The sequence below is a fragment of the Caproiciproducens sp. CPB-2 genome (assembly GCF_036287215.1).
Classification (GTDB): Bacteria; Bacillota; Clostridia; order Oscillospirales; family Acutalibacteraceae; genus Caproiciproducens.
Genome location: NZ_CP142860.1, coordinates 353,300 through 373,788, shown reverse-complemented (window position 1 = coordinate 373,788; position 20,489 = coordinate 353,300). Strand labels below are relative to the sequence as shown.

At 52.0% G+C, this 20,489-nt stretch carries 12 protein-coding genes, 2 tRNA genes and 2 rRNA genes; 2 read left to right on the top strand and 14 right to left on the bottom strand.

The annotated features are described in order from the left end of the window. Window positions 1-23: 23 nt before the first annotated feature. From VXK30_RS01765 to VXK30_RS01710, 12 genes are all read right to left on the bottom strand, one after another. Window positions 24-2,855, bottom strand: a 23S ribosomal RNA gene (locus tag VXK30_RS01765). Window positions 2,856-3,270: 415 nt separating this feature from the next. Next, a tRNA-Ile gene (locus VXK30_RS01760) sits at window positions 3,271-3,347 on the bottom strand. A gap of 224 nt (window positions 3,348-3,571) precedes the next feature. After that, window positions 3,572-3,647, bottom strand: a tRNA-Ala gene (locus VXK30_RS01755). A gap of 256 nt (window positions 3,648-3,903) precedes the next feature. Next, a 16S ribosomal RNA gene (locus VXK30_RS01750) occupies window positions 3,904-5,465 on the bottom strand. The 16S and 23S rRNA genes sit together here with 2 tRNA genes alongside, the layout of an rRNA operon. A gap of 175 nt (window positions 5,466-5,640) precedes the next feature. After that, window positions 5,641-5,823, bottom strand: coding sequence for a hypothetical protein (locus VXK30_RS01745; RefSeq protein ID WP_329493981.1), 183 nt, complete (start codon window positions 5,821-5,823; stop codon window positions 5,641-5,643). 23 nt (window positions 5,824-5,846) lie between these two features. Then, entirely contained in the window at window positions 5,847-6,662 is an 816-nt protein-coding gene (folP, locus tag VXK30_RS01740; RefSeq protein WP_275717989.1) for a dihydropteroate synthase, read from the bottom strand. A 70-nt stretch (window positions 6,663-6,732) separates the two neighbouring features. Next, window positions 6,733-8,118, bottom strand: coding sequence for a transglutaminase domain-containing protein (locus tag VXK30_RS01735; RefSeq protein WP_275717990.1), 1,386 nt, complete (start codon window positions 8,116-8,118; stop codon window positions 6,733-6,735). Window positions 8,119-8,237: 119 nt separating this feature from the next. After that, window positions 8,238-9,761: a transglutaminase domain-containing protein gene (locus VXK30_RS01730; RefSeq protein WP_275717991.1), complete on the bottom strand. Its 1,524-nt coding sequence runs from the start codon at window positions 9,759-9,761 to the stop codon at window positions 8,238-8,240. Window positions 9,762-9,859: 98 nt separating this feature from the next. Continuing rightward, window positions 9,860-11,968: a hypothetical protein gene (locus VXK30_RS01725; RefSeq protein WP_275717992.1), complete on the bottom strand. Its 2,109-nt coding sequence runs from the start codon at window positions 11,966-11,968 to the stop codon at window positions 9,860-9,862. Between the two features lie 35 nt (window positions 11,969-12,003). After that, complete coding sequence (locus VXK30_RS01720; RefSeq protein WP_275717993.1) at window positions 12,004-14,154, bottom strand: efflux RND transporter permease subunit; 2,151 nt, start codon at window positions 14,152-14,154, stop codon at window positions 12,004-12,006. A gap of 71 nt (window positions 14,155-14,225) precedes the next feature. After that, on the bottom strand, window positions 14,226-14,819 hold the full coding sequence (locus VXK30_RS01715) for a TetR/AcrR family transcriptional regulator (protein ID WP_275717994.1): 594 nt from the start codon (window positions 14,817-14,819) through the stop codon (window positions 14,226-14,228). A 210-nt stretch (window positions 14,820-15,029) separates the two neighbouring features. Then, complete coding sequence (locus tag VXK30_RS01710) at window positions 15,030-15,632, bottom strand: hypothetical protein (protein ID WP_275717995.1); 603 nt, start codon at window positions 15,630-15,632, stop codon at window positions 15,030-15,032. Between the two features lie 142 nt (window positions 15,633-15,774). Between VXK30_RS01710 and VXK30_RS01705 the strand changes: the two genes are divergently transcribed. Next, window positions 15,775-16,671 carry an AraC family transcriptional regulator gene (locus tag VXK30_RS01705; RefSeq protein WP_275717996.1) on the top strand — a complete coding sequence of 299 codons (897 nt, stop codon included), beginning with the start codon at window positions 15,775-15,777 and terminating at the stop codon, window positions 16,669-16,671. Window positions 16,672-16,747: 76 nt separating this feature from the next. Next, a complete protein-coding gene (locus VXK30_RS01700) occupies window positions 16,748-17,626 on the top strand; it encodes a WD40/YVTN/BNR-like repeat-containing protein (protein ID WP_275717997.1) in 879 nt (292 codons plus the stop codon). Between the two features lie 359 nt (window positions 17,627-17,985). Here the strand turns inward: VXK30_RS01700 and VXK30_RS01695 are convergent, their stop codons facing one another. Continuing rightward, entirely contained in the window at window positions 17,986-18,966 is a 981-nt protein-coding gene (locus VXK30_RS01695; RefSeq protein WP_275717998.1) for an ABC transporter permease, read from the bottom strand. Then, on the bottom strand, window positions 18,950-20,467 hold the full coding sequence (locus VXK30_RS01690; RefSeq protein WP_275717999.1) for a sugar ABC transporter ATP-binding protein: 1,518 nt from the start codon (window positions 20,465-20,467) through the stop codon (window positions 18,950-18,952). Before VXK30_RS01690 ends, VXK30_RS01695 begins: the two co-directional genes overlap by 17 nt. Window positions 20,468-20,489 lie beyond the last annotated feature (22 nt).

Genomic DNA, 20,489 nt, shown 5'->3' with positions numbered 1-20,489 from the left:
AATAGAGGGTTGCCAAGAAAAATATGGTCAAGCCCTCGGCCTATTAGTACTGCCAAGCTGAATACGTTACCGTACTTACACACGCAGCCTATCAACCTTGTAGTCTTCAAGGGGCCTTACTAGCTTACGCTATGGGATATCTCATCTTGGAGCCGGCTTCACGCTTAGATGCTTTCAGCGTTTATCCGATCCGCACATAGTTGCCCAGCTGTGCCATTGGCATGACAACTGGTGCGCCAGCGGTGCGTCCATCCCGGTCCTCTCGTACTAAGGACAGCTCTCCTCAAATATCCTGCGCCCACGACAGATAGGGACCGAACTGTCTCACGACGTTCTGAACCCAGCTCGCGTACCACTTTAATCGGCGAACAGCCGAACCCTTGGGACCGAATACAGCCCCAGGATGTGATGAGCCGACATCGAGGTGCCAAACCTCCCCGTCGATGTGGACTCTTGGGGGAGATCAGCCTGTTATCCCCAGGGTAGCTTTTATCCGTTGAGCGACGGCAATTCCACTCTCATACCGCCGGATCACTAACTCCAACTTTCGTTACTGCTCGGGCCGTCACCCTCGCAGTTAGGCCAGCTTACGCGTTTACACTCAAAAGCACGGTTTCCGTCCGTGCTGAGCTGACCTTTGAGCGCCTCCGTTACTCTTTTGGAGGCGACCGCCCCAGTCAAACTGCCCGTCTAACAATGTCCCCCGGCCGGATTCACGGCCGCAGGTTAGAATTTCAGCAACTTAAGAGTGGTATCCCAACAGCGACTCCGCAAAGGCTGGCGCCCTTGCTTCTCAGTCTCCCACCTATCCTGTACATAAATTACCGAAACCCAATATTAAACTGCAGTAAAGCTCCATGGGGTCTTTCCGTCTTGTCGCGGGTAACCGGCATCTTCACCGGTACTACAATTTCGCCGGGCGGGTAATTGAGACAGTGCCCAGATCGTTACACCATTCGTGCGGGTCGGAACTTACCCGACAAGGAATTTCGCTACCTTAGGACCGTTATAGTTACGGCCGCCGTTTACTGGGGCTTCAATTCAATGCTTGCACATCTCCTCTTAACCTTCCAGCACCGGGCAGGTGTCAGCCCCTATACTTCATCTTGCGATTTGGCAGAGACCTGTGTTTTTGCTAAACAGTCGCCTGGGCCTATTCTCTGCGGCCACATTGCTGCGGCACCCCTTTTCCCTAAGTTACGGGGTCAATTTGCCGAGTTCCTTAACTACCCTTCTCCCGTTGGCCTTGGAATTCTCTTCCTATCTACCTGTGTCGGTTTGCGGTACGGGCGCCTCAGATATCCATAAGACTTTTCTCGCCCTGCTCTAAGCATACTTCCCTACTCTGATTTCGGTCCCTTACGCCCGGGTCAACCATCGCCCGGGTTATGCCCTTTGCAGGTGTCCTCTTACTTAAATCTTTTGGCGGCTACGGAATTTCCACCGTATGTGCATCGGCTACGCCTCTCGGCCTCACCTTAGCTCCCGGCTTACTTGGAGCGGACGAACCTTCCTCCAAAAACCTTAGACTTTCGGCCAATATGATTCTCACACATTTCTCGCTACTCATTCCGGCATTCTCACTTGAATAAAGTCCACCAGCGCTTCCGCTCTGACTTCACCCCTTATTCAACGCTCTCCTACCATTCCTTGCGGAATCCCAAGCTTCGGTATATGATTTAGCCCCGTTAAATTTTCGGCGCAGGGTCACTCGACCAGTGAGCTATTACGCACTCTTTTAATGAGTGGCTGCTTCTAAGCCAACATCCTGGTTGTCTGTGCAACCCCACATCCTTTTCCACTTAACCATATTTTGGGACCTTAGCTGTGGGTCTGGGCTGTTTCCCTTTTGACAACGAAACTTATCTCACGCTGTCTGACTCCCGTACATCAATTATCCGGCATTCTGAGTTTGATAGGTTTCAGTAGCCTTTCGGCCCCTAGACCATTCAGTGCTTTACCTCCGGTAATCTAATACGAGGCTAGCCCTAAAGCTATTTCGGAGAGAACCAGCTATCTCCGGGTTCGATTGGAATTTCTCCGCTACCCACACCTCATCCGCTACTATTTCAACAGGAGTCGGTTCGGTCCTCCATGGGGTTTTACCCCCACTTCAACCTGGACATGGGTAGGTCACCCGGTTTCGGGTCGAATACAACTGACTTCTTACGCCCTGTTCAGACTCGGTTTCCCTGCGGCTCCATCCCTTAAGGACTTAACCTTGCCAGTTACATTCACTCGCCGGACCATTCTACAAAAGGTACCCGATCACCCTTTGACGGGCTCTCGGTGCTTGTAAGCACAAGGTTTCAGGTTCTTTTTCACTCCCCTTCCGGGGTCCTTTTCACCTTTCCTTCACAGTACTCTTCACTATCGGTCACTGGGTAGTATTTAGGCTTGGAGGGTGGTCCCCCCATATTCCCACCGGGTTTCTCGTGTCCGGCGGTACTCTGGATACAGCTAAGCGCTTTCCTTTTTCGCATACGTGACTCTCACACTGTTTCGTTGGCCTTCCCATGCCATTCTGCTAAATTCCGGCGTCCATGTTGCTGTCCGAACCCCGGGAGTATTGCTACTCCCGGTTTGGCCTCTTCCGCGTTCGCTCGCCACTACTGGCGGAATCTCATTTGATGTCTTTTCCTCGCCCTACTTAGATGTTTCAGTTCAGGCGGTTCCCCTCATACACCTATGAATTCAGTGTATGATAACTGGACATGACTCCAGTTGGATTGCTCCATTCGGATATCTATGGATCAATGCCCACTTACGGCTCCCCATAGCTTTTCGCAGTTAGTCGCGTCCTTCTTCGGCTCCCAGTGCCAAGGCATTCCCCTTGCGCTCTTTGTAGCTTGACCATGTGTTTTTTCTTGGTTCTTCTTTAAAATTTGAAATTGTAGATTTTAAATCTAAAAATAACAAGTTATTTCTCGCTTAATATCTGCTTCTTCTTTATTCAGTTTTCAATGTACACGGCACACACGGTGTGTTTCTGTCACGCTTTACCCTTCAGCGATCTCTCGCTTACAGCACGCGTTCCTTCACACGCTCCCGTATGTATTTCCAGGTTCTTCGGAAGTATCTTCCGACCGTCCCGGGCACACAGTGCCTTTCGCCGCGGGCAAACCTGTTTTTTCAAACAGCTTTTCTCTCGCGGATTTGACTCTGTATGAATTGTGAATCCTTTGGGAGTATCTTTCGACTGTCCCGCCCGATTCCGCTTTTTTCCCGCTCTTTTCTTCACGGCGGGCCGTGCGTGCAGACTCAGTCTGCTGGTGGGCTTAAGTGGACTCGAACCACCGACCTCACGCTTATCAGGCGTGCGCTCTAACCGGCTGAGCTATAAGCCCATATTTCTGGCCAGAGGCTATCCGGTTATTCTTGTGCCCATATAGCCGCACACGCAGTGTGTTTCGTCACGCTTCAGCTTTCGGCAATCCCTTGCTTTCCGCACGCGTTCCTTGACACGCTTCCGTGATTTTTTGGCAAATCCTGATCCGCAGTTCTTTCCGCGTGCACCTATCTGACGTTTCCATCAAATCTTACCCGCGAATTGTCCGCGGCGACTCGCCGCTGGTGGAGATTAACGGGATCGAACCGTTGACCTCCTGCTTGCAAAGCAGGCGCTCTCCCAGCTGAGCTAAACCCCCATATACAGGTAGCTTCACTCAGGTGTTCTACCCTTGTTTCCACTTTTTTCTGAAAGCTCTCTTGCAGTTCCGCGCCGGGAGCCGGTTGTTACCGTCCCGCCACACCGGGGGCAATTTCCTGCTGCATTCCTGCGGCGGGCCATTGTCACCGGGCACTGCCCGGGGCCTTCAAAATTAAACAACGATTCGAATTATCTCTTCCGTAACTGACCTTGGATGTCTGACCAGCTTGTTTCAGCTGCCCATGTCTCCATAGAAAGGAGGTGATCCAGCCGCACCTTCCGATACGGCTACCTTGTTACGACTTCACCCCAGTCGCCAATCCTACCTTCGGCAGCGCCCCCCTTGCGGTTGGGCTACTGACTTCGGGTATTACCGGCTCCCATGGTGTGACGGGCGGTGTGTACAAGGCCCGGGAACGTATTCACCGCGGCATGATGATCCGCGATTACTAGCAATTCCAACTTCACGCAGGCGGGTTGCAGCCTGCGATCCGAACTGAGACTGTTTTTCAGGTTTTGCTCCACCTCGCGGTCTTGCTTCCCTTTGTTAACAGCCATTGTAGTACGTGTGTAGCCCAGGTCATAAAGGGCATGATGATTTGACGTCGTCCCCACCTTCCTCCGTTTTGTCAACGGCAGTCTGATTAGAGTGCTCTTGCGTAGCAACTAATCACAGGGGTTGCGCTCGTTGCGGGACTTAACCCAACATCTCACGACACGAGCTGACGACAACCATGCACCACCTGTCTCAACTTTCCCCGAAGGGCACCTGACGCATCTCTGCCTCGTTAGTTGGATGTCAAGACCTGGTAAGGTTCTTCGCGTTGCTTCGAATTAAACCACATACTCCACTGCTTGTGCGGGCCCCCGTCAATTCCTTTGAGTTTCAACCTTGCGGCCGTACTCCCCAGGTGGATTACTTATTGTGTTAACTCCGGCACGGAAGGGGTCAGACCCCCCACACCTAGTAATCATCGTTTACGGCATGGACTACCAGGGTATCTAATCCTGTTTGCTACCCATGCTTTCGTGCCTCAGCGTCAGTTAAAGCCCAGTAAGCCGCCTTCGCCACTGGTGTTCCTCCCGATCTCTACGCATTTCACCGCTACACCGGGAATTCCGCCTACCTCTACTTCACTCAAGCCCCACAGTTTCAAACGCAGTCTATGGGTTAAGCCCATATATTTCACGCCTGACTTGCAGAGCCGCCTACGCACCCTTTACACCCAGTAAATCCGGACAACGCTTGCTCCCTACGTATTACCGCGGCTGCTGGCACGTAGTTAGCCGGAGCTTCCTCCTTGGCTACCGTCATTTCTTTCGTCACCAAGGACAGAGGTTTACAATCCGAAAACCGTCTTCCCTCACGCGGCGTTGCTGCATCAGAGTTTCCTCCATTGTGCAATATCCCCCACTGCTGCCTCCCGTAGGAGTCTGGGCCGTGTCTCAGTCCCAATGTGGCCGTTCAACCTCTCAGTCCGGCTACCGATCGTCGCCTTGGTGGGCCTTTACCCCGCCAACAAGCTAATCGGACGCGAGTCCATCTTCCAGCGGATTGCTCCTTTGATATCCGGACCATGCGGCCCAAATATGTCATGCGGTATTAGCGTCCGTTTCCAGACGTTATCCCCCTCTGAAAGGCAGGTTACTCACGCGTTACTCACCCGTCCGCCACTAAATTAAGCTCAACACCCACCGTTCGGTAAGGCGTCTCCACCAAACAAAACGTTCGGTGTTAAACTTAATTCCGTTCGACTTGCATGTGTTAGGCACGCCGCCAGCGTTCGTCCTGAGCCAGGATCAAACTCTCTAAAATATTGTATATAATCGCCATTTTGGCGTTTATATCTTCTATCCAGAGTTTTTGATGAGCTCTAAATACGATACACTAAGCGTGTATTCTTGTTGTCTTTTTAAGTGTCAACCAACTTCGTCCGAAAGTACTTCCATACTCTCAATTTCATTACGGGTTCCTTAATTCTCTTCGTTGTTTAATTTTCAAGGTCCTGGTCGAAAACTCCGCTTCCGCTCTGTGTTTCTGCCGCTTCGGCTTTGCTTTCGCGCTTTGCGTCTTTCGTAAGGCGCTTGACTATAATACCAAATACATCCCCGTAAGTCAACCCTTTTTCTGAAGTTTTTTTAACTTTTTTTAAAAAGGCTTGTCCCCGGCCCATTTTGCCTTATAATCCGACGCCTTTCAGCCGCGGGCCCGCCGAATCGCGAACGCGATTTTCGCGGCCTGCACCGCCTGCGCGACATCGTGGGCGCGAACCATATCCGCGCCGTCCGCCACGGCGATGCTGTGGGCGGCCAGCGTTCCGGCAAGGCGCTGCTCGTAGGGCGGGCTGCCGCACTCGGCGCCGATCACCCGCTTGCGCGAAGCCGCAATCAGCAGGGCGCAGCCGTCCACATGGAGCCGGCCCGCGTTTCCCAGCAGCCGCAGATCCTGCTCCTGGGTTTTTCCGAAGCCGATACCGGGGTCAAAACAGACGCGCTCTTTGCAAATGCCGGCATTTGTTAGGATATCCAGTTTCTCCATAAAATATTGATTGACATCCTGAATAATCTCTTCTTTTGTTTCGCGGTGATGCATGACAATACAGCCGCAGTCGGAGCGCGCCGCCGCCGCGACCATTTCCGCGTTGTCGAAGCCGTTCAGGTCCCTGAGAACGGACACCCCGTATTTCAGCACCTCCGCCGCCACCTGCGGATAGAACGTATCCACGGAAAGGGGCACGGCAAGACGGCCGTTCAGCTGCATCAGCACCGGCAGAAGCCTTTCCAGCTCTTCCTCCAGAGAAAGCACCGTGCTGCCCGCGCGCGCGGACTGCGCCCCGATATCAATGATATCGGCGCCCTGCTCCTGCATTTCCAGCGCCCGGCCCGCCGCTTTTTCGGGTGTGAGGAAGCGGCTCCGGTCGGACAGGGAATCCGGCGTAACATTCAATATTCCGATTACATAAGCTTTTTCGCCCAGAGAAAAACGATATTTTCCCGCACAAAACAGATTCATCCGCATATTCCTCCTTTTCCCGCATACCGTAATTCACAGCTCCATTTTTCCTACGTTTTTCTTTTCCTTATTAATGATATTCCAGAATGACCGTCAGCCCGCGGCATTTGTCCGCCTGGACATACTGGATTTTATCCTCGTTGATCCGGCTCCCTGCTTTCAGGGAACGGTTCGCCGTCTGAATATAATGAAAAAGCTGATACTTCGGCGCGCCGATCATCTGCGCCACCGTATCCTCATAATTTAATTTCTCATCAATGTAAAATTCGACCGTTCGGCTTTTGGATTTGGCCGCCGCGGCGACCGCAGCCGCGGCCTTTTTATTGTTTTCGGAAGTAAACCCGCTGACAGGGATTCCCCTGGCCCGGAAATAGTTCGCCTTCATGGAGGTGCAGGCGGGCAGGGGCAGGTTATAATCTGCGGAAGAATCGTCCTCGTCCTTTACTTTTTCCCCTTTTAACAGAAGAATATTCTCGCTGATGCTGTGGTCCGCGCGGATGATACTGTCCGATACATTAAAGTAATGATAATTCAGAAGGTCGCTGTCGCCCCAGGTGGGATCGAGATGGTACCAGTTTCCGTCAATGCTGATGATGTTCCACATGTGCGGCTCGCCGTTGCCTTCGCCGCTGACGGTACGGCAGTCAAGCCCGCAGTAAGAGGCCAGCAGCTGCATGGCCCGCGCATAACCCTCGCAGACCGCCGTGCCGTCGACCAGCGCGCCGGTCACCTCGTGGGCGGCCAGGCGGGTCTGATCGGTCACCGCGGCGTTGTCGTAAGTACACCTTTTTGCAATCGCCCGAAAAAGACAGAGCTCCCGGTCCAGCTCGCTCAGCCCCTTTGGTATCCCGGCGATGACCGAAGCAACCTCCGCGTTCAGCTTTTTGACCAGCTCGCTGCACTTTGAGGGCGGCAGATACCCATACAGCTGCACCGAGGTGTTCCCCGCCTGGCAGGTATAAGAATACTGGTTGGAAAGCCAGAAGATCTGCGGATTGTCGCACCGCAGGGCAAGCACCGCCGCGCGGATCTGCTTTTCGGAAAGCTCCGCATGTTTCACCGTCGCCTCGTCTGCGGGATAATAACCGTCCTTGTTTGCCTTCTGCGCGATGGCATACGCCGATTTCAGAAGTCCCTGATAAAGCACGCGGCTGCCGCTGTCCGTCAGGCTGTCCAGCCCCGCCGTCCGGTGGAAAACCGGATAATTCGCGGATGCGGACGCAGCGTCCTGTAAAACGGAAGAAGCGTTTTTATCCGAATTTTCCGTATCCGGGGTGCCCCCGGCGCTCCCGTCCGGCTCTCTGGAAACGGAAGCCTCCAGCGCGTTCTGTAAAAAGCCCGTAAACGGATCGTCCCATGCAAGCCCCAGCCTGTCGTGATACAGGACCAAAAACCCGAACATACCGATCAAGCCGGTCAAAAGCAGCGTCATGACTGCGGTCAGAAATTTTTTCATGGGCTCCTCCGGACGTTGGTAGAATTAGTATGATTATTATAGCACGCCCAAAAATAAAATCAATTGACAAATAAAGGGCCCGCAAGACAATTTTGCGGACCCTCGACCTTTGCGCTTTCTTATTTATATTTCAGGAAAAGGGTGATGCCCCGGTTCACCTTATCGCCGAGATACTGCAGATTATCCGTGTCAATCCGGCTTCCGGCCGCCTGTTTGCTGTTCACCGCGTTGACGCACTTCAGAAGCTGGTACGGCGGACTCGTCGTCATCCCGGCCATTATGGTTTCAAAGTCCACGCTTTCATCAATATAGAAGGAAACGGACGAATTTTTCGACTGTACGGCAGTGATCAGCGCAGCTGTCACGGTGCTGTCCTCCAAGCTGCTGCTCACCTTTGCGGCCTTCGCCCTGAAATAGTTGGCGGCGGTGGCGGTACAGACCGGAACCGTCAGGTTGCATTTTGCGGCTTCACCGCCCACCGTACCGTCGATCTGATCGTCCGTCAGGGTGGAAGCGCTTGGGAAAATGGTACGGCTCTGGGCGATCGCCGCATCGTTCAGATTGAAATAGTTATATACCTCCGTATTGCTGTCGCCCCACGTCGTGTCCAGATGATACCAGCTGCCGTCTATCTTGATGACGTTCCACATGTGGTTGACCCCGCTGCTCTGTCCGCTCAGCAGCATGCACTGCAGTCCGGCATAGCTGGAGAGGAGCTGCATGGCTCTGGAGTATCCTTCACAGACCGCGGTTCCGTCAATCAGCACGCCGTAGGAGGAAAACGCCTGCCAGATGCTGGCGTCGGAGACTGCGGCATTATTATAGGTACAGTTCTGCGCTATATAATGAAAAAGGTACAATTCACGGTCAAGCTCGCTTAACCCCGCCGGCATCGCGCTGATGACCGCGCTCACCTTCTGGTTCATCTTCTGGATCATCGCGGTGCAGTTGGGCTGTGACACGACGGAATAAAGCTGGATATAGGTGCTGTCATTGGAGTACGCATAGGAATACGCGTTCGCAAGCCAAAAGACCTGGGGATTGTCGTTGAGGAACGCAAGCAGGATCACGCGGAGCTGCGCCTCGGAAAGACGGCTGCCGGATACGACGATCTTCTGGGTAGGATAGTGGCCCTCGGAAGTGGTTGCGGCCGATATCTTGTAGGCGCTTTCAAAAATCTGTTTATATACGGCGCGGCTGGCGAGGTCGGGCAGGAAATTGTAGCCCTCCCGCTGATCCACGTAGGTATAGCCCGATTGAGCGGCAAAGCTTTTGGGCACGCTGAACTGTACGCCGTTGTCCGCCAGCGCGTCGCCGGAAGTCTTTTTGAGCGTCTGCCCGTCCGGCGCTGTCTGCGTTTTCGGCGCCGTTGTTGTTTTCCCGCTTTGCTTTGTTTCAGCGGAAGCCTTCGCCCCCGAGGCGGCGGAATCCGTTGTTTTCGCGCTCTTCCCGGAAGTCTCCGCTGAACCCGGCGGATTGATCTTCGGAGCGGGATTGTTCGTTACCGCTGAAGATTCCGTCCGTAAGGACGAATCGGGAACGGCAGCTGTTTGTGCACACCCGGCGAGAGGCAGCGCCAAAATGACCGCGGCCAGAAACCCTGCGAGGACTGTATGTAAGCGGCTGTGTTTCATAAAATTCATATTTCCAATCCCTTCCAAATAAATCTTTGTACTTATTATAGCATGTCTTTGTGATATTTTTGTGAAAATATTTAGAAAAAACTGGAAGAATTTTTTATTTATGAAAATACGGAGGTGATCGCCGACCAAAGTTTTGTAAATACGTTGCGGATTCTGTCAAGAATACTCGAACCGTTTTCCTGCTGCTCCAGGTCCTTTTCCCCCTGATTTCCCTCGTCCTTGCTGATTTCCTGTGTCCGCAGAACAATCTGGATGCTGGACGGGGACGCGTTTTTCAAAGACGTAAATGAAATCGGCTTCGCCTTCGCGTCAAGATTCAGAAAATTGTTTTCATCCTCAAACTTGTCGAGCTCCTTGTCGACGGCGCTCTGAATCGTATGATTCGCGTTTTTGACAGTGGAGGTATCGTCGATCTGGCTCAAAGCCTTCTGCAATACTGAAATCAGTCCGTTCAGGGTCTGGCGGGTACCGTCGTCCAGCTTGTCGCCGCTGGTTTTCGCGACGGTTTCCAGAGAGGTCAGGAAGGCCTGGGCGCTGGTGAGCGAGCGGGCCAGGCTGCTGACCAGATTTTCCATATCCTTCAGCGCGCCGACCGTATCGTCCTTGTACTGGTTCATGGTCCCGTTCAGCGCCGCAATATTGTCGGTGACGCTCTGCGAAATATTGAGGAGATCTTTCAGATTGCCGCCGGCCTGATTCGCGTGGCGCAGCAGATCGTCCGCCGAATCCGTTCCCTCATCCAGCACGTCCAGATAGGAGTCCAGCACGCTGACGGTCTCCGTTCCGGTATCAAAAAAGGAATCCGACTGTCCGAGCACCGCTTTCAGCGCCGTTTCCAGCGTGGCGGAGGATTTCTGAACGGTCTGCAGGCTGGTCAGCACCGTGCTGATGCTCTGCAACAGCTGTTGGGTAGATGTATCGGGATTCTGTATCTGATGCATAGTCGCCATCAGCGACTGTACATCCGCAGCCAGCTGTGCGGAACCGTCATCCATCTGGGAAAGCAGCGCGGCAAGCTGCTTCGCAGTCGTCTTGGCCGTGCCGAGCTGCGTATTCAGGTCCTTGGCCAGTGCGGCGCGCTTTCCGGACGCGTCGTCCGCGTCGTCAAGGACGTCCCGCAGGTCGTTCACGTCGCTGCGCACCTTGCTGATGGTAGCGGACAGCGAAGCCATTGTGGAACCGACGACGGTCACGTTCTGCGACATAGTGTTCAGCGTGGTGCTCACGTCCTCCACCAGCTGCTGGCTTTTCTGCAGATGGGGAACCAGCGCCGAGGTCTGGGATGCCGTTTGGGACAGATCCGCAAGCGCTTTGTCCGCGCTGCTATACACGCCGCCCTTGGAGGAGCTGACGGTCCGGCGGGCGCCGTCCAGCGCGGCAAGGCCGGACTGGGTCTGCTTGAGTCCGCCGGACATACTTTCCAGCGTGCCCAGAATTTCATTGACACTGTCATTGACGGCGTCAAGAGAGCCCTTGATGGTATCCTTATCCTCTTTCAGGTCCTTGATATCCTGCATCTGCTCCAGCGTACCGGGCACCATCATCATGACAATCCCGATCGATTCAAAGCTGTTGGTACCGATACGGATGACGTCCGTCGTCTCTTCTCCCGGCAGCCCGGCGAACAAAATTGCCTTATAATCGCCCAGGGACTGGACCTGCGCCCCGGGGGCCTCCACGCTCAGCGTGTCCTTCATTTTTACGACCGTCCCGACCTGCAGCAGAAGATTGTTGCGGTAATACTCCGGCGCGCTTTTGTCGGGCGTCGTTTTAATATCGATCTCCACCAGCCCGGAAGCCCCGGCCAGTTTGTCCGCCGCTGTGGGAACGCCGTTCAGCTTGTAGGAAACGTCGAAATTCCACGGAAGCGCGACTGTTCCGTTCTTCGGCGTACATTCATAATAGAAACGGCCCGTGCTCTGGGGGAGCTTCCAGCTGACCGAATCCCCGGAGACGGCAGGCTGCACCTCATTGGTCATATTGGTGACCTTTTCGTAAGAACCGTAGTCCGTAAACCGGTCGGCGCCGTTCAGGTCGCAGCCCTTGACAATGTTGACCTTTTGCGGCTTGCCGTAATAATCCAGATTGACGTAGACCGCCTCGTCCGTAGAAACGGACGGCGCCGCGGCCCGCGCGGTGGCCGACAGCGACGGGACCAGCACCGCCGCCGCGAGGATTCCGGCTAAAGCCCTGTGTATTTTTTTCATGGAAAGATTCCTCCTTGATCGCTTGTTTTTGTCCGTCAGGCCGCGGGGTGCGCGCGGCCCCTGCGAAACGCGGGCATCCTTTCCCGTGCCTTTTCGCGCAGGTCCCGCATCCGCTGGGTATGGCGTGTAATGGGTTTGTCAAAGAAGTACAGCAGCGCCGGCAGCGCGAAAATCACCATCGAAAGGCTGAGCAGAGCGCCCCTGCCGATCAGATGACCCATATCCGCTATGGCGCTGATGGAGGAGGTGAAGTACAGGATGTAACCGACGCCCGCCAGAATGGTGGCGGAAGTAAGGAGCGGCGGAGTCGTCACGGCGACCGCCTCGACCGCCGCGGCCCTGCTGTCCAGATGTTCCCGGCTTTCCAGATAGTTGTTCGTCATCAGGATAGCGTAATCCACCGTGGCGCCCAGCTGGATACAGCTTACAATAATATAGCCCATGAAAATCAGCTGGTTGCCCACAAGATATGGGAAAAGCATATTGATAAAAATGGCGACTTCAATCGGTATCAGGATCAGAACCGGAATCAGCAGGGATTGGAAAGTAATCATAACCACCAGGGCCACACTGAGCAGCGACAGCATATCGACAAAGTCGTAATCGCTGGTGATCGTCGTCTTGATATCCTGCGTGAACGGGGTAGTCCCGACCACATAGGAGCTCTGCGGATAATATTTTTTCACAATGGACTGAATTTCGTCCGAGCACTGGAAGGCGAGCTTGCTTTCATCCTTCGTTTTTATGTAGATCAGAATGCGCGAATATTTGTCCGTGTGAAGCTTTCCCGTCACGCTCTCGGGAAGGATGCTTTCCGGGATGCCCTCGGGCAGGGTGTTCGCAAGGGAAGTCACGCTCTTGGTGTAGCTGAGGTCCTCCAGCTCCTGCGAAAGCTCCCGTTCCTTTGCCACGCTGGTGTTGGGAACAATGGCGAGCAGCATATTGCTACGGCCGAACTTCGCGTCGATCGCCTGTTCATCCTCGTACACCTTCGTCCCCTCGCCGGCGCCGACGGCCTGACTGCCGTACACAAAATCCGTCATTCCTTTTCCTATATAAGCGGGGGCGGCGATAATCAGCACCGCGGCCAGCACCGCGTACCGGCTTTTAAACACGCCGCGGGCGAATTTATCAAAGGAAGGCAAAAACGGCCGGTGGGCGGTTTTTTCGATCAGGCCGGCCCAGCGGATAATCAGGGACGGCATTAAAAACAGCACGGTCAGCACGCTGATGAGAATTCCCTTTGCCAGAACGATCCCCATGTCAAACCCGATGGAGAACTTCATTAAAGCCAGCGCGATAAAGCCGAAGAAGGTCGCGACGCCGCAGGCCAGAATGGATTTGGCGGAGTGCCGGATCGCGTTGGCAATAGCGGTCGTCAGGTCCAGCCCCTTTTCCCGTTCCGCCGTAAACGAATGGATCAGGAAGATGGAATAGTCCATGGCCACCGCCAGCTGCAGGACGGAGGAAACGCTGGAGGTCAGGAACGAGACCTCGCCTAAGAAGATATTCGTCCCCTGATTGATGATGATCGCGATTCCCATAATCAGAAGGAACAGCACGGGCTCAAACCACGACGTGGTGGTAAGGCAGAGAAACAGGATGATCATGGCGACGCAGATGACCGTCGCCCTCGCCATTTCCTTTTTCAGGTTCTCGCTCAAAGACTTGTTCTGAACGGCCGCCCCGATGAAATGCCCCTTGTCGCCCGTGATTTCCTGAATGCGGTCGATGGCCTGCGAGGTGCGCACGCTGGTATCGCTTTCGTCAAAGGTAATGTCCATCACGGAATAGCCGTCTTTATAATAGTCCTCAATATCTTTGTATCTGATAAACTGGTCGGCCTGATAAACGTCGGTCGCCGTGTCCGTCCACATCACCATGTCGACGCCGTCCACGGCTTCGATTTTATCCTTGTATGCCTTGGCCTGATACAGCGAAACATCGTCGATCATCACCCGCGCCGTGCCGGGGTAACCGAATTCCTTTTTCATGACGCTGATCCCCTGCTTGGAGGGAGTGGTCTCCGGCAGATATTTCGTCAGGTCGTAATTGATGCTGACAAGCGAGTTTAAAAAAATGCTGGCCACAACCAGGACGATAAAGGCGATTTCGATTTGTTTTCTGCGGTTGATAATCAGGTCCACTACAGAGTGTGAGCCCTCCCGGGTTCCTGGCAATTTCATTCCCGATGCTCCCTTATTTGTTGTATTTTTATAAAAAGCGCTTTCAATAGGTTTATTTCGTCCGCGGGGGGTCAGGCCAGTATTTCCCTGATCGACCGGTACAGTTCGCCTTTCACACTGTCGATCGGATAGGGCATTTCCAGAACAATGGAGTTGTAGCAGACGGCCCCGACCATGGAAACAACAATATACAGCCGCTGTCTGGCGATCTCGCTGTCGCCCCCCGCGGTGATAAAGTGCTGAATAAAGATCCGCTTCGCCCCTTCCATTTCGTCATAGGTCAAAGCCTTTTCATACAAATCCCAGGACAGATTTTTATAGATCAGGGACAGCAGCTTTTTGTTTTTCTTGAAAAACTCAATTAAATAATCCACGAAAAAGATCACGCTCTGAAGAAAATCCATTTCTTTGATCTTCTGACGCTCCGCAACCGCTTTCATCGCCTCGTCAAACACAGCCGCGCTTTTCTTTAAAATGATTTTATCGACCAGATCATATTTATCCTTGCAGTACAGATAAAACGTTCCTTTCGCAACGCCCGCTTTTTTCACAATATCGTCGATAATCGTGTTGTGTACGCCGTTTGAAGTAAACAGCTCGTAGGCGGCGTCATAGAGCTTTGTCATTTTCAGCTTTTTGTTTTCCAGAATCTTTGTCGTCTTCAATTTTCGTCATCCCCTCGCCCTTTTTCTGCCAAATTACGGAAAATGACTATTAGTCAATATCCGTATTATAAGCTCGCCCCTTTCGTCTGTCAAGAAAGGAAGTATACAAATACGGTATAGATTCCCGCGCTGAAATTGTGTAAATTGAGCCTGCCGGAGGGCAAAAAAATACCCAGGCAATCCGCCTGAGCATTTTAGCCGCAATAGCATTTATAAGACTGTAAAACCGAACTGTTCGCTGAAAACCTTTCTCAACTGCCGGACGAAGTCCCCTTTGCCCATCACGCCAGTCGCCTGATAGCCCTGATCCCGGAATTTCCGGGTCAACTGCTCCGGGTGCTCCGTATACAGGGGCTGGCGCAGCATACTCTTTGACGCCGCGCAATCGACGCCGCTGTAGAAAAACCGTTCCACGCTGCAGAAAACCCGTCCTTCCCGCATTTTACAGGCGATCAGCGTTACCGGGACCAAGTCGCCGCTTTCCGGGCCGCCGCATCCCTGCAGCCGATCAAAAATCAGATCGACCGGCACGCTGTAGGAGGAGCTTCCGTTCGCGGCGGACAGGAAATTCTTCATCATGCCGTTCAAATGCTGCGCGTCACACGGAAAATTCCCCCGCATGCGCTCTCTGGCCTTGAGGATTCGGTACTCCGGATTGAAAACGCGCAGTGCCGCAAGCTCCGGAACAAGATCGGCGGAAGCACTCCCGTCGTAGGTGCAGTCCGTAAACAGCCTGCACAGCGAACGCCCCCTCGCCGCGCGTCTGCTGTAGTCTCCGCAACAGGAATCACAGACGGATTCTGTCGTGCTCATCGTTTCCCTCCCCTTTCCTTCCACAGCTGTCAGAAAATTCTTGATCCTTCTTCTGATAACCAGTATAATGATAGTATCATTGATTATCTATCGGAATTTTGCCTATTTTTATAACAATATTACAATCATGGAGGACAGCGCCATGAAAAAACTAATCCTTCGGAAAAACCTTTCCGAGGAGTCGCCGCACGGAGATTACGGGTTCCCGTTTTTCCTCAGCCACGAGATTCTCTCCGAATATGAGCACGCGAGCTTTGAGGTCCACTGGCACCCCGATCTGGAATTTACCGTTGTTCTGGAAGGGGCGATGGAATATCAAGCAAACGATACCGTCTACATCCTTACGGAAGGCTGCGGGATGTTTGTCAACGCGAACGTCCTGCACACCGCAAAATCGTACGAAGGGCAGGATTGCTCATATCTGGTCATTACATTTAACCCCGTACTGGTCTTCGGACATGAAAACAGCACGATTGAAAACGTCTATGTGCTGCCGGTCATCCAGTCGCAGAACTGCCCCTCCCTTTACCTGAGTCCGAAAATCCCCCCGCAGAGGCGGATGATGCAGCTCATCAGGGAAATCAACCGGGCGTACACGGAAAACGGCCTCTGCCGGGAGCTGCAGATCAAGGGCAGGCTGTGCGATCTGTGGACTCTGCTTTTCCGGGAGCTGCAGGGCGTGCTTGCCGAAAAAGACAGCGCCGGCTCCAAAGACATCCTTTATTTAAAGCAGGCGTTAAACTATATTCACAGCCATTACTCCGAAAGGCTTACGCTGGAAGGGCTGGCCGCCTCCTGCAATATCAGCAAGAGCGGATACTGCCGCTTTTTCAAAAAGACCATGCGCCAGACCCCTTTTGAATACCTGTTGAAATACCGGATTGAAAAAAGCATCCCGCTTCTTTTGAGCGGGGAGTATAATGTCACCGAAATCTCCGAAAAGGTCGGCTTCTCCGGCGCAAGCTACTATTCGGAAAATTTCAGGAAATACATGAACTGTTCCCCGACGGAATACCGGAAAATGCACGTATCTCCATAAAAGCCACGCATTGGCAGCCCATTCACAGCTATATCAGCGGACGCGAATATCCAAAATGAGAAGGAAGGAAAATACAATGAGTATGGGCATGGTTAAAAAACCGCAGGGCCTCAGCGGCCTCATCACGGTGTTTATCATCATCGGCATCGCGGGGGTATTTCTCACCTACAGGGCGGGAGGCCAAAACACGCAGCAGACCATTGACAACATTGCCCTTTTGCAGACGAACGGCTCCTATACGCTGAAAGACGGAAAATTCGTCATCCGGGACGGCAAGGGGGCGGCCTGCACCGTACCGCTTGATCCCGGCACGGGCGATCCGGCTTCCTACTTCAGCGATAAGGCGGTCTACATATCCGACGAAGTGACCGCCGTTGCGTATGGCGGAACCGAAGCGGACAGCAGCATAACGGTCCTCGTCAGCGGCGACAAGGGAAAAAACTGGAGCAGTACCCGGGTGGCGGAAGCCGGGGCGGATCACGCCGAAACCAAATTTCTCGGATTCCTTTCGAAAAAGGACGGGTGGCTGGTCACCGCGGGCGATGTCGCGTCGGGATCCCAGAAAAACCGCGTTTTTCTGACGGCGGACGGCGGAAAAAGCTGGTCTGAAATCGGCAATACAAGCGAAGCTTACCCTCATGTTGTGACCGGAGCGGGCTTCGCAAGTCCGACGACGGGTTTTCTGTCCTTCCGTTATGACAGCGATCGGAACCCGGTCGTGTACCGAACGCAGGACAAGGGGAAAACCTGGGTGAAATGCGCCATCGAGCTGCCGCCGGAGCTGAAAAATGTCAATTCCTATCCCACGGCTCTGTCCCCCGCTTTCCACGGCGCGTCCGGCGTTTTGCCCGTTGCCATGACGGACAATGGCACCGGAGTGCAGACGCAGATTCGTTATATCACGGATGATTACGGCAAAACATGGACGTTTGACAAAAAGAGTCTCCCGCAATAAATGCGAGTGCAGAAAATCATGGCCTGAAACGTGCCGACGGCACGTTTCCTGACGGCCTTCCAAATCCTGGCAGTAAAAAGCAGGCAAGACTTAAAGGCTTGTCTGCTTGTCTGTTTTTTGGGGTGGGAGAGGACGGATATGGCTGAGAAGTTTGCTGAAGTGAGCAAATATCGATAAACGAAAAGGCGGGGCAGCGATAAGCTGCCCCGCCTTCTTTATGAAATGGAATTGATTTAATGTCAATCAGCAAAAGCGGTGAGATATATTATACCCAAGAAAAAATATATAAAGCCCGGCATTTTTACGTTACTGCCAACTCGTTAAATCAGGAAATGAATATTGTCTAAAAGAATATGACATTATTTATTTTTTTTCTTTTTTAAGATATCAATATATACTGCCGCTAAAATAACGATACCCTTAATGACAAGCTGCCAGTAAAACGATACCTTAAGCAGATTTAAACCGTTATTTAAAACGCCAATAATAAGCGCACCAATCAGTGTCCCGCCGATGGTACCGATACCGCCGTTAAAGCTGGTTCCGCCAAGAACGGCCGCGGCAATCGCATCTCCCTCATATGCATTTCCTGCGGTCGGCTGGCCGGAATACATTCTGGATGCCAGTACAATACCGCCTATGGATGCCAAAATGCCGCAGATGGTATAAACCCATATCTGAACTGTTTTCACTTTAATTCCAGAATAGACGGCAGCTTCCACATTTCCGCCGGTAGCATACATCCTTCTTCCAAACCGTGTTTTATTCAGAATAATGGAGGAAAGAACGATGAGGATCGCAACCATCAAAACCGGAATCGGCACAGGGCCTATATATCCGTTCCCTATCGCATTAAACTGGGGATCCGTGCTGGCGACCGATCTTCCCGAAGTGATTATGTAGGATATGCCCCTGATTCCCATCTGTGTTGCAAGGGTAACAATAAACGGCGGCATGTTTGTGTAAGCAATAATCAATCCATTAATCAGTCCGAACACGGCGCCCATTAAAACGCCGATTAAAATTGCGGGGATACACGGCATCCCCCGTTCAAGAAGAATTACAACGGTAACGCCGCTCGCCGCTAAAACAGAACCGACGGATAAATCGATTCCTCCGATAATTAATACGAATGTCATGCCAAAAGCAAGCGTAGCATTCGTACATACCTGCCGCAAAATATTGAATAGATTATCCGGGGCCAGAAACATTGTGGTTGTAACAGAAAGCACCAGCGTTAACCCTGCCAATCCGATTAACGTTCCCGCGTTATCTTTCAGGTAGTTGATAACTGGATTCGAGGACTTATCAGACAGGGCCAATTTATTTGCTATTTTCATTATTCCATCCTCCTGCGGCGTAATACATAATTTTTTCCTGAGAAATTTCTTCAGTTTCCACATCAATGATTTTGACTAATTCACCCTCATGCATGACGGCGACACGGCTGCTCAAATTGATAATTTCCGGCAGTTCCGAAGATATTAAAATAATGGATACCCCGTACTGTGCAATCTGATACATCATCTGATAAATTTCCGCTTTGGCCCCTACATCGATTCCTCTGGTAGGTTCATCAAGAATTAAGATTTTAGGCTCCGTGGCAAGCCACTTGGAGATAACAATTTTTTGCTGGTTTCCGCCGCTTAATTCCAGAGCCAGCTGATTCCTGCTTGACATCTTTATCGAAAAAGTATTGATATAATTATCAAGAATTTCATTTTCCTTTTTATGATCCGTATGGATAAACCGGATAAACTTCTCTAAAATTGATATTGTCGTGTTAAATGATATCGTCTGATTTAAAAACAGGCCGTCTTCTTTTCTGCTTTCAGGAACAAGCGCAATCCCGTGCTGAATCGCATCCTGCGGACATCTAATTTTTACTTCTTTGCCGTCGATGAAGATTTTTCCTGAATCCAGCGGGTCAATCCCAAAAATGGCACGGGCGAGCTCTGTTCTTCCCGCTCCGACCAATCCCGAAATTCCGAGGATTTCACCTTTTCTCAAGTTCAAATGAACATTTTTTAAATACTGATTGTTGAACCCTTCAACCCTCAACAGATCCTCACCAATATTAAGCTTGACTTTTTGGAACACCTCTTTCAGTCCTCTGCCAACCATCATTTTAATCAGCGTATCGGGACTCAGCTCTTGCGTAGTCATACTGCCTACACGCTCACCGTCCCTTAAAACGGTAATGGTGTCTGCAATCTTAAATATTTCATCCATTCGGTGAGAAATATATATAATTGCAACATTTGCTGCTTTTAATTTCTGAATTTGTAGAAATAGATTTTCAATCTCCGTATTACTCAGAGATGCGGTAGGCTCATCCATAACAATGATTCTTGCATTTGTGGAAAGCGCTCTGCAAATCTCGACCATTTGCTGCTGAGCAATGCTCAGTCTTCCGACATGTGTTCTTGCATCAATTTTCATATTCAGAGAATCCAAAATTTTCTGCGCTTCTAAAACCATCGTTTTAAAGTCCAAGAAGCCTTTTACTTTTCCCGTAATTTCTCTGCCCATAAAAATATTTTCCGCGATAGAGAGGTTGTTAGCTAAGCAAATCTCCTGATGTATTAAACTGACGCCGTATTTTTGTGCATCCGCCACGCAGCTGATCAGGGCATCTTCCCCGTTCACTTTGATTTTTCCGGAATCCATGCTGTAAATTCCGCCCAGTATTTTCATCAGCGTTGATTTTCCCGCGCCGTTCTCTCCCATAAGGGCATGCACTTCTCCCTGTTTTACGGAAAAACTCACATCATGCAAAACTCTTACTCCAGGAAAAGCTTTATTGATATTTTCCATTTGAAGAATATACTCATCCATCATTTACGCCCCTTTGTGAGTCAGA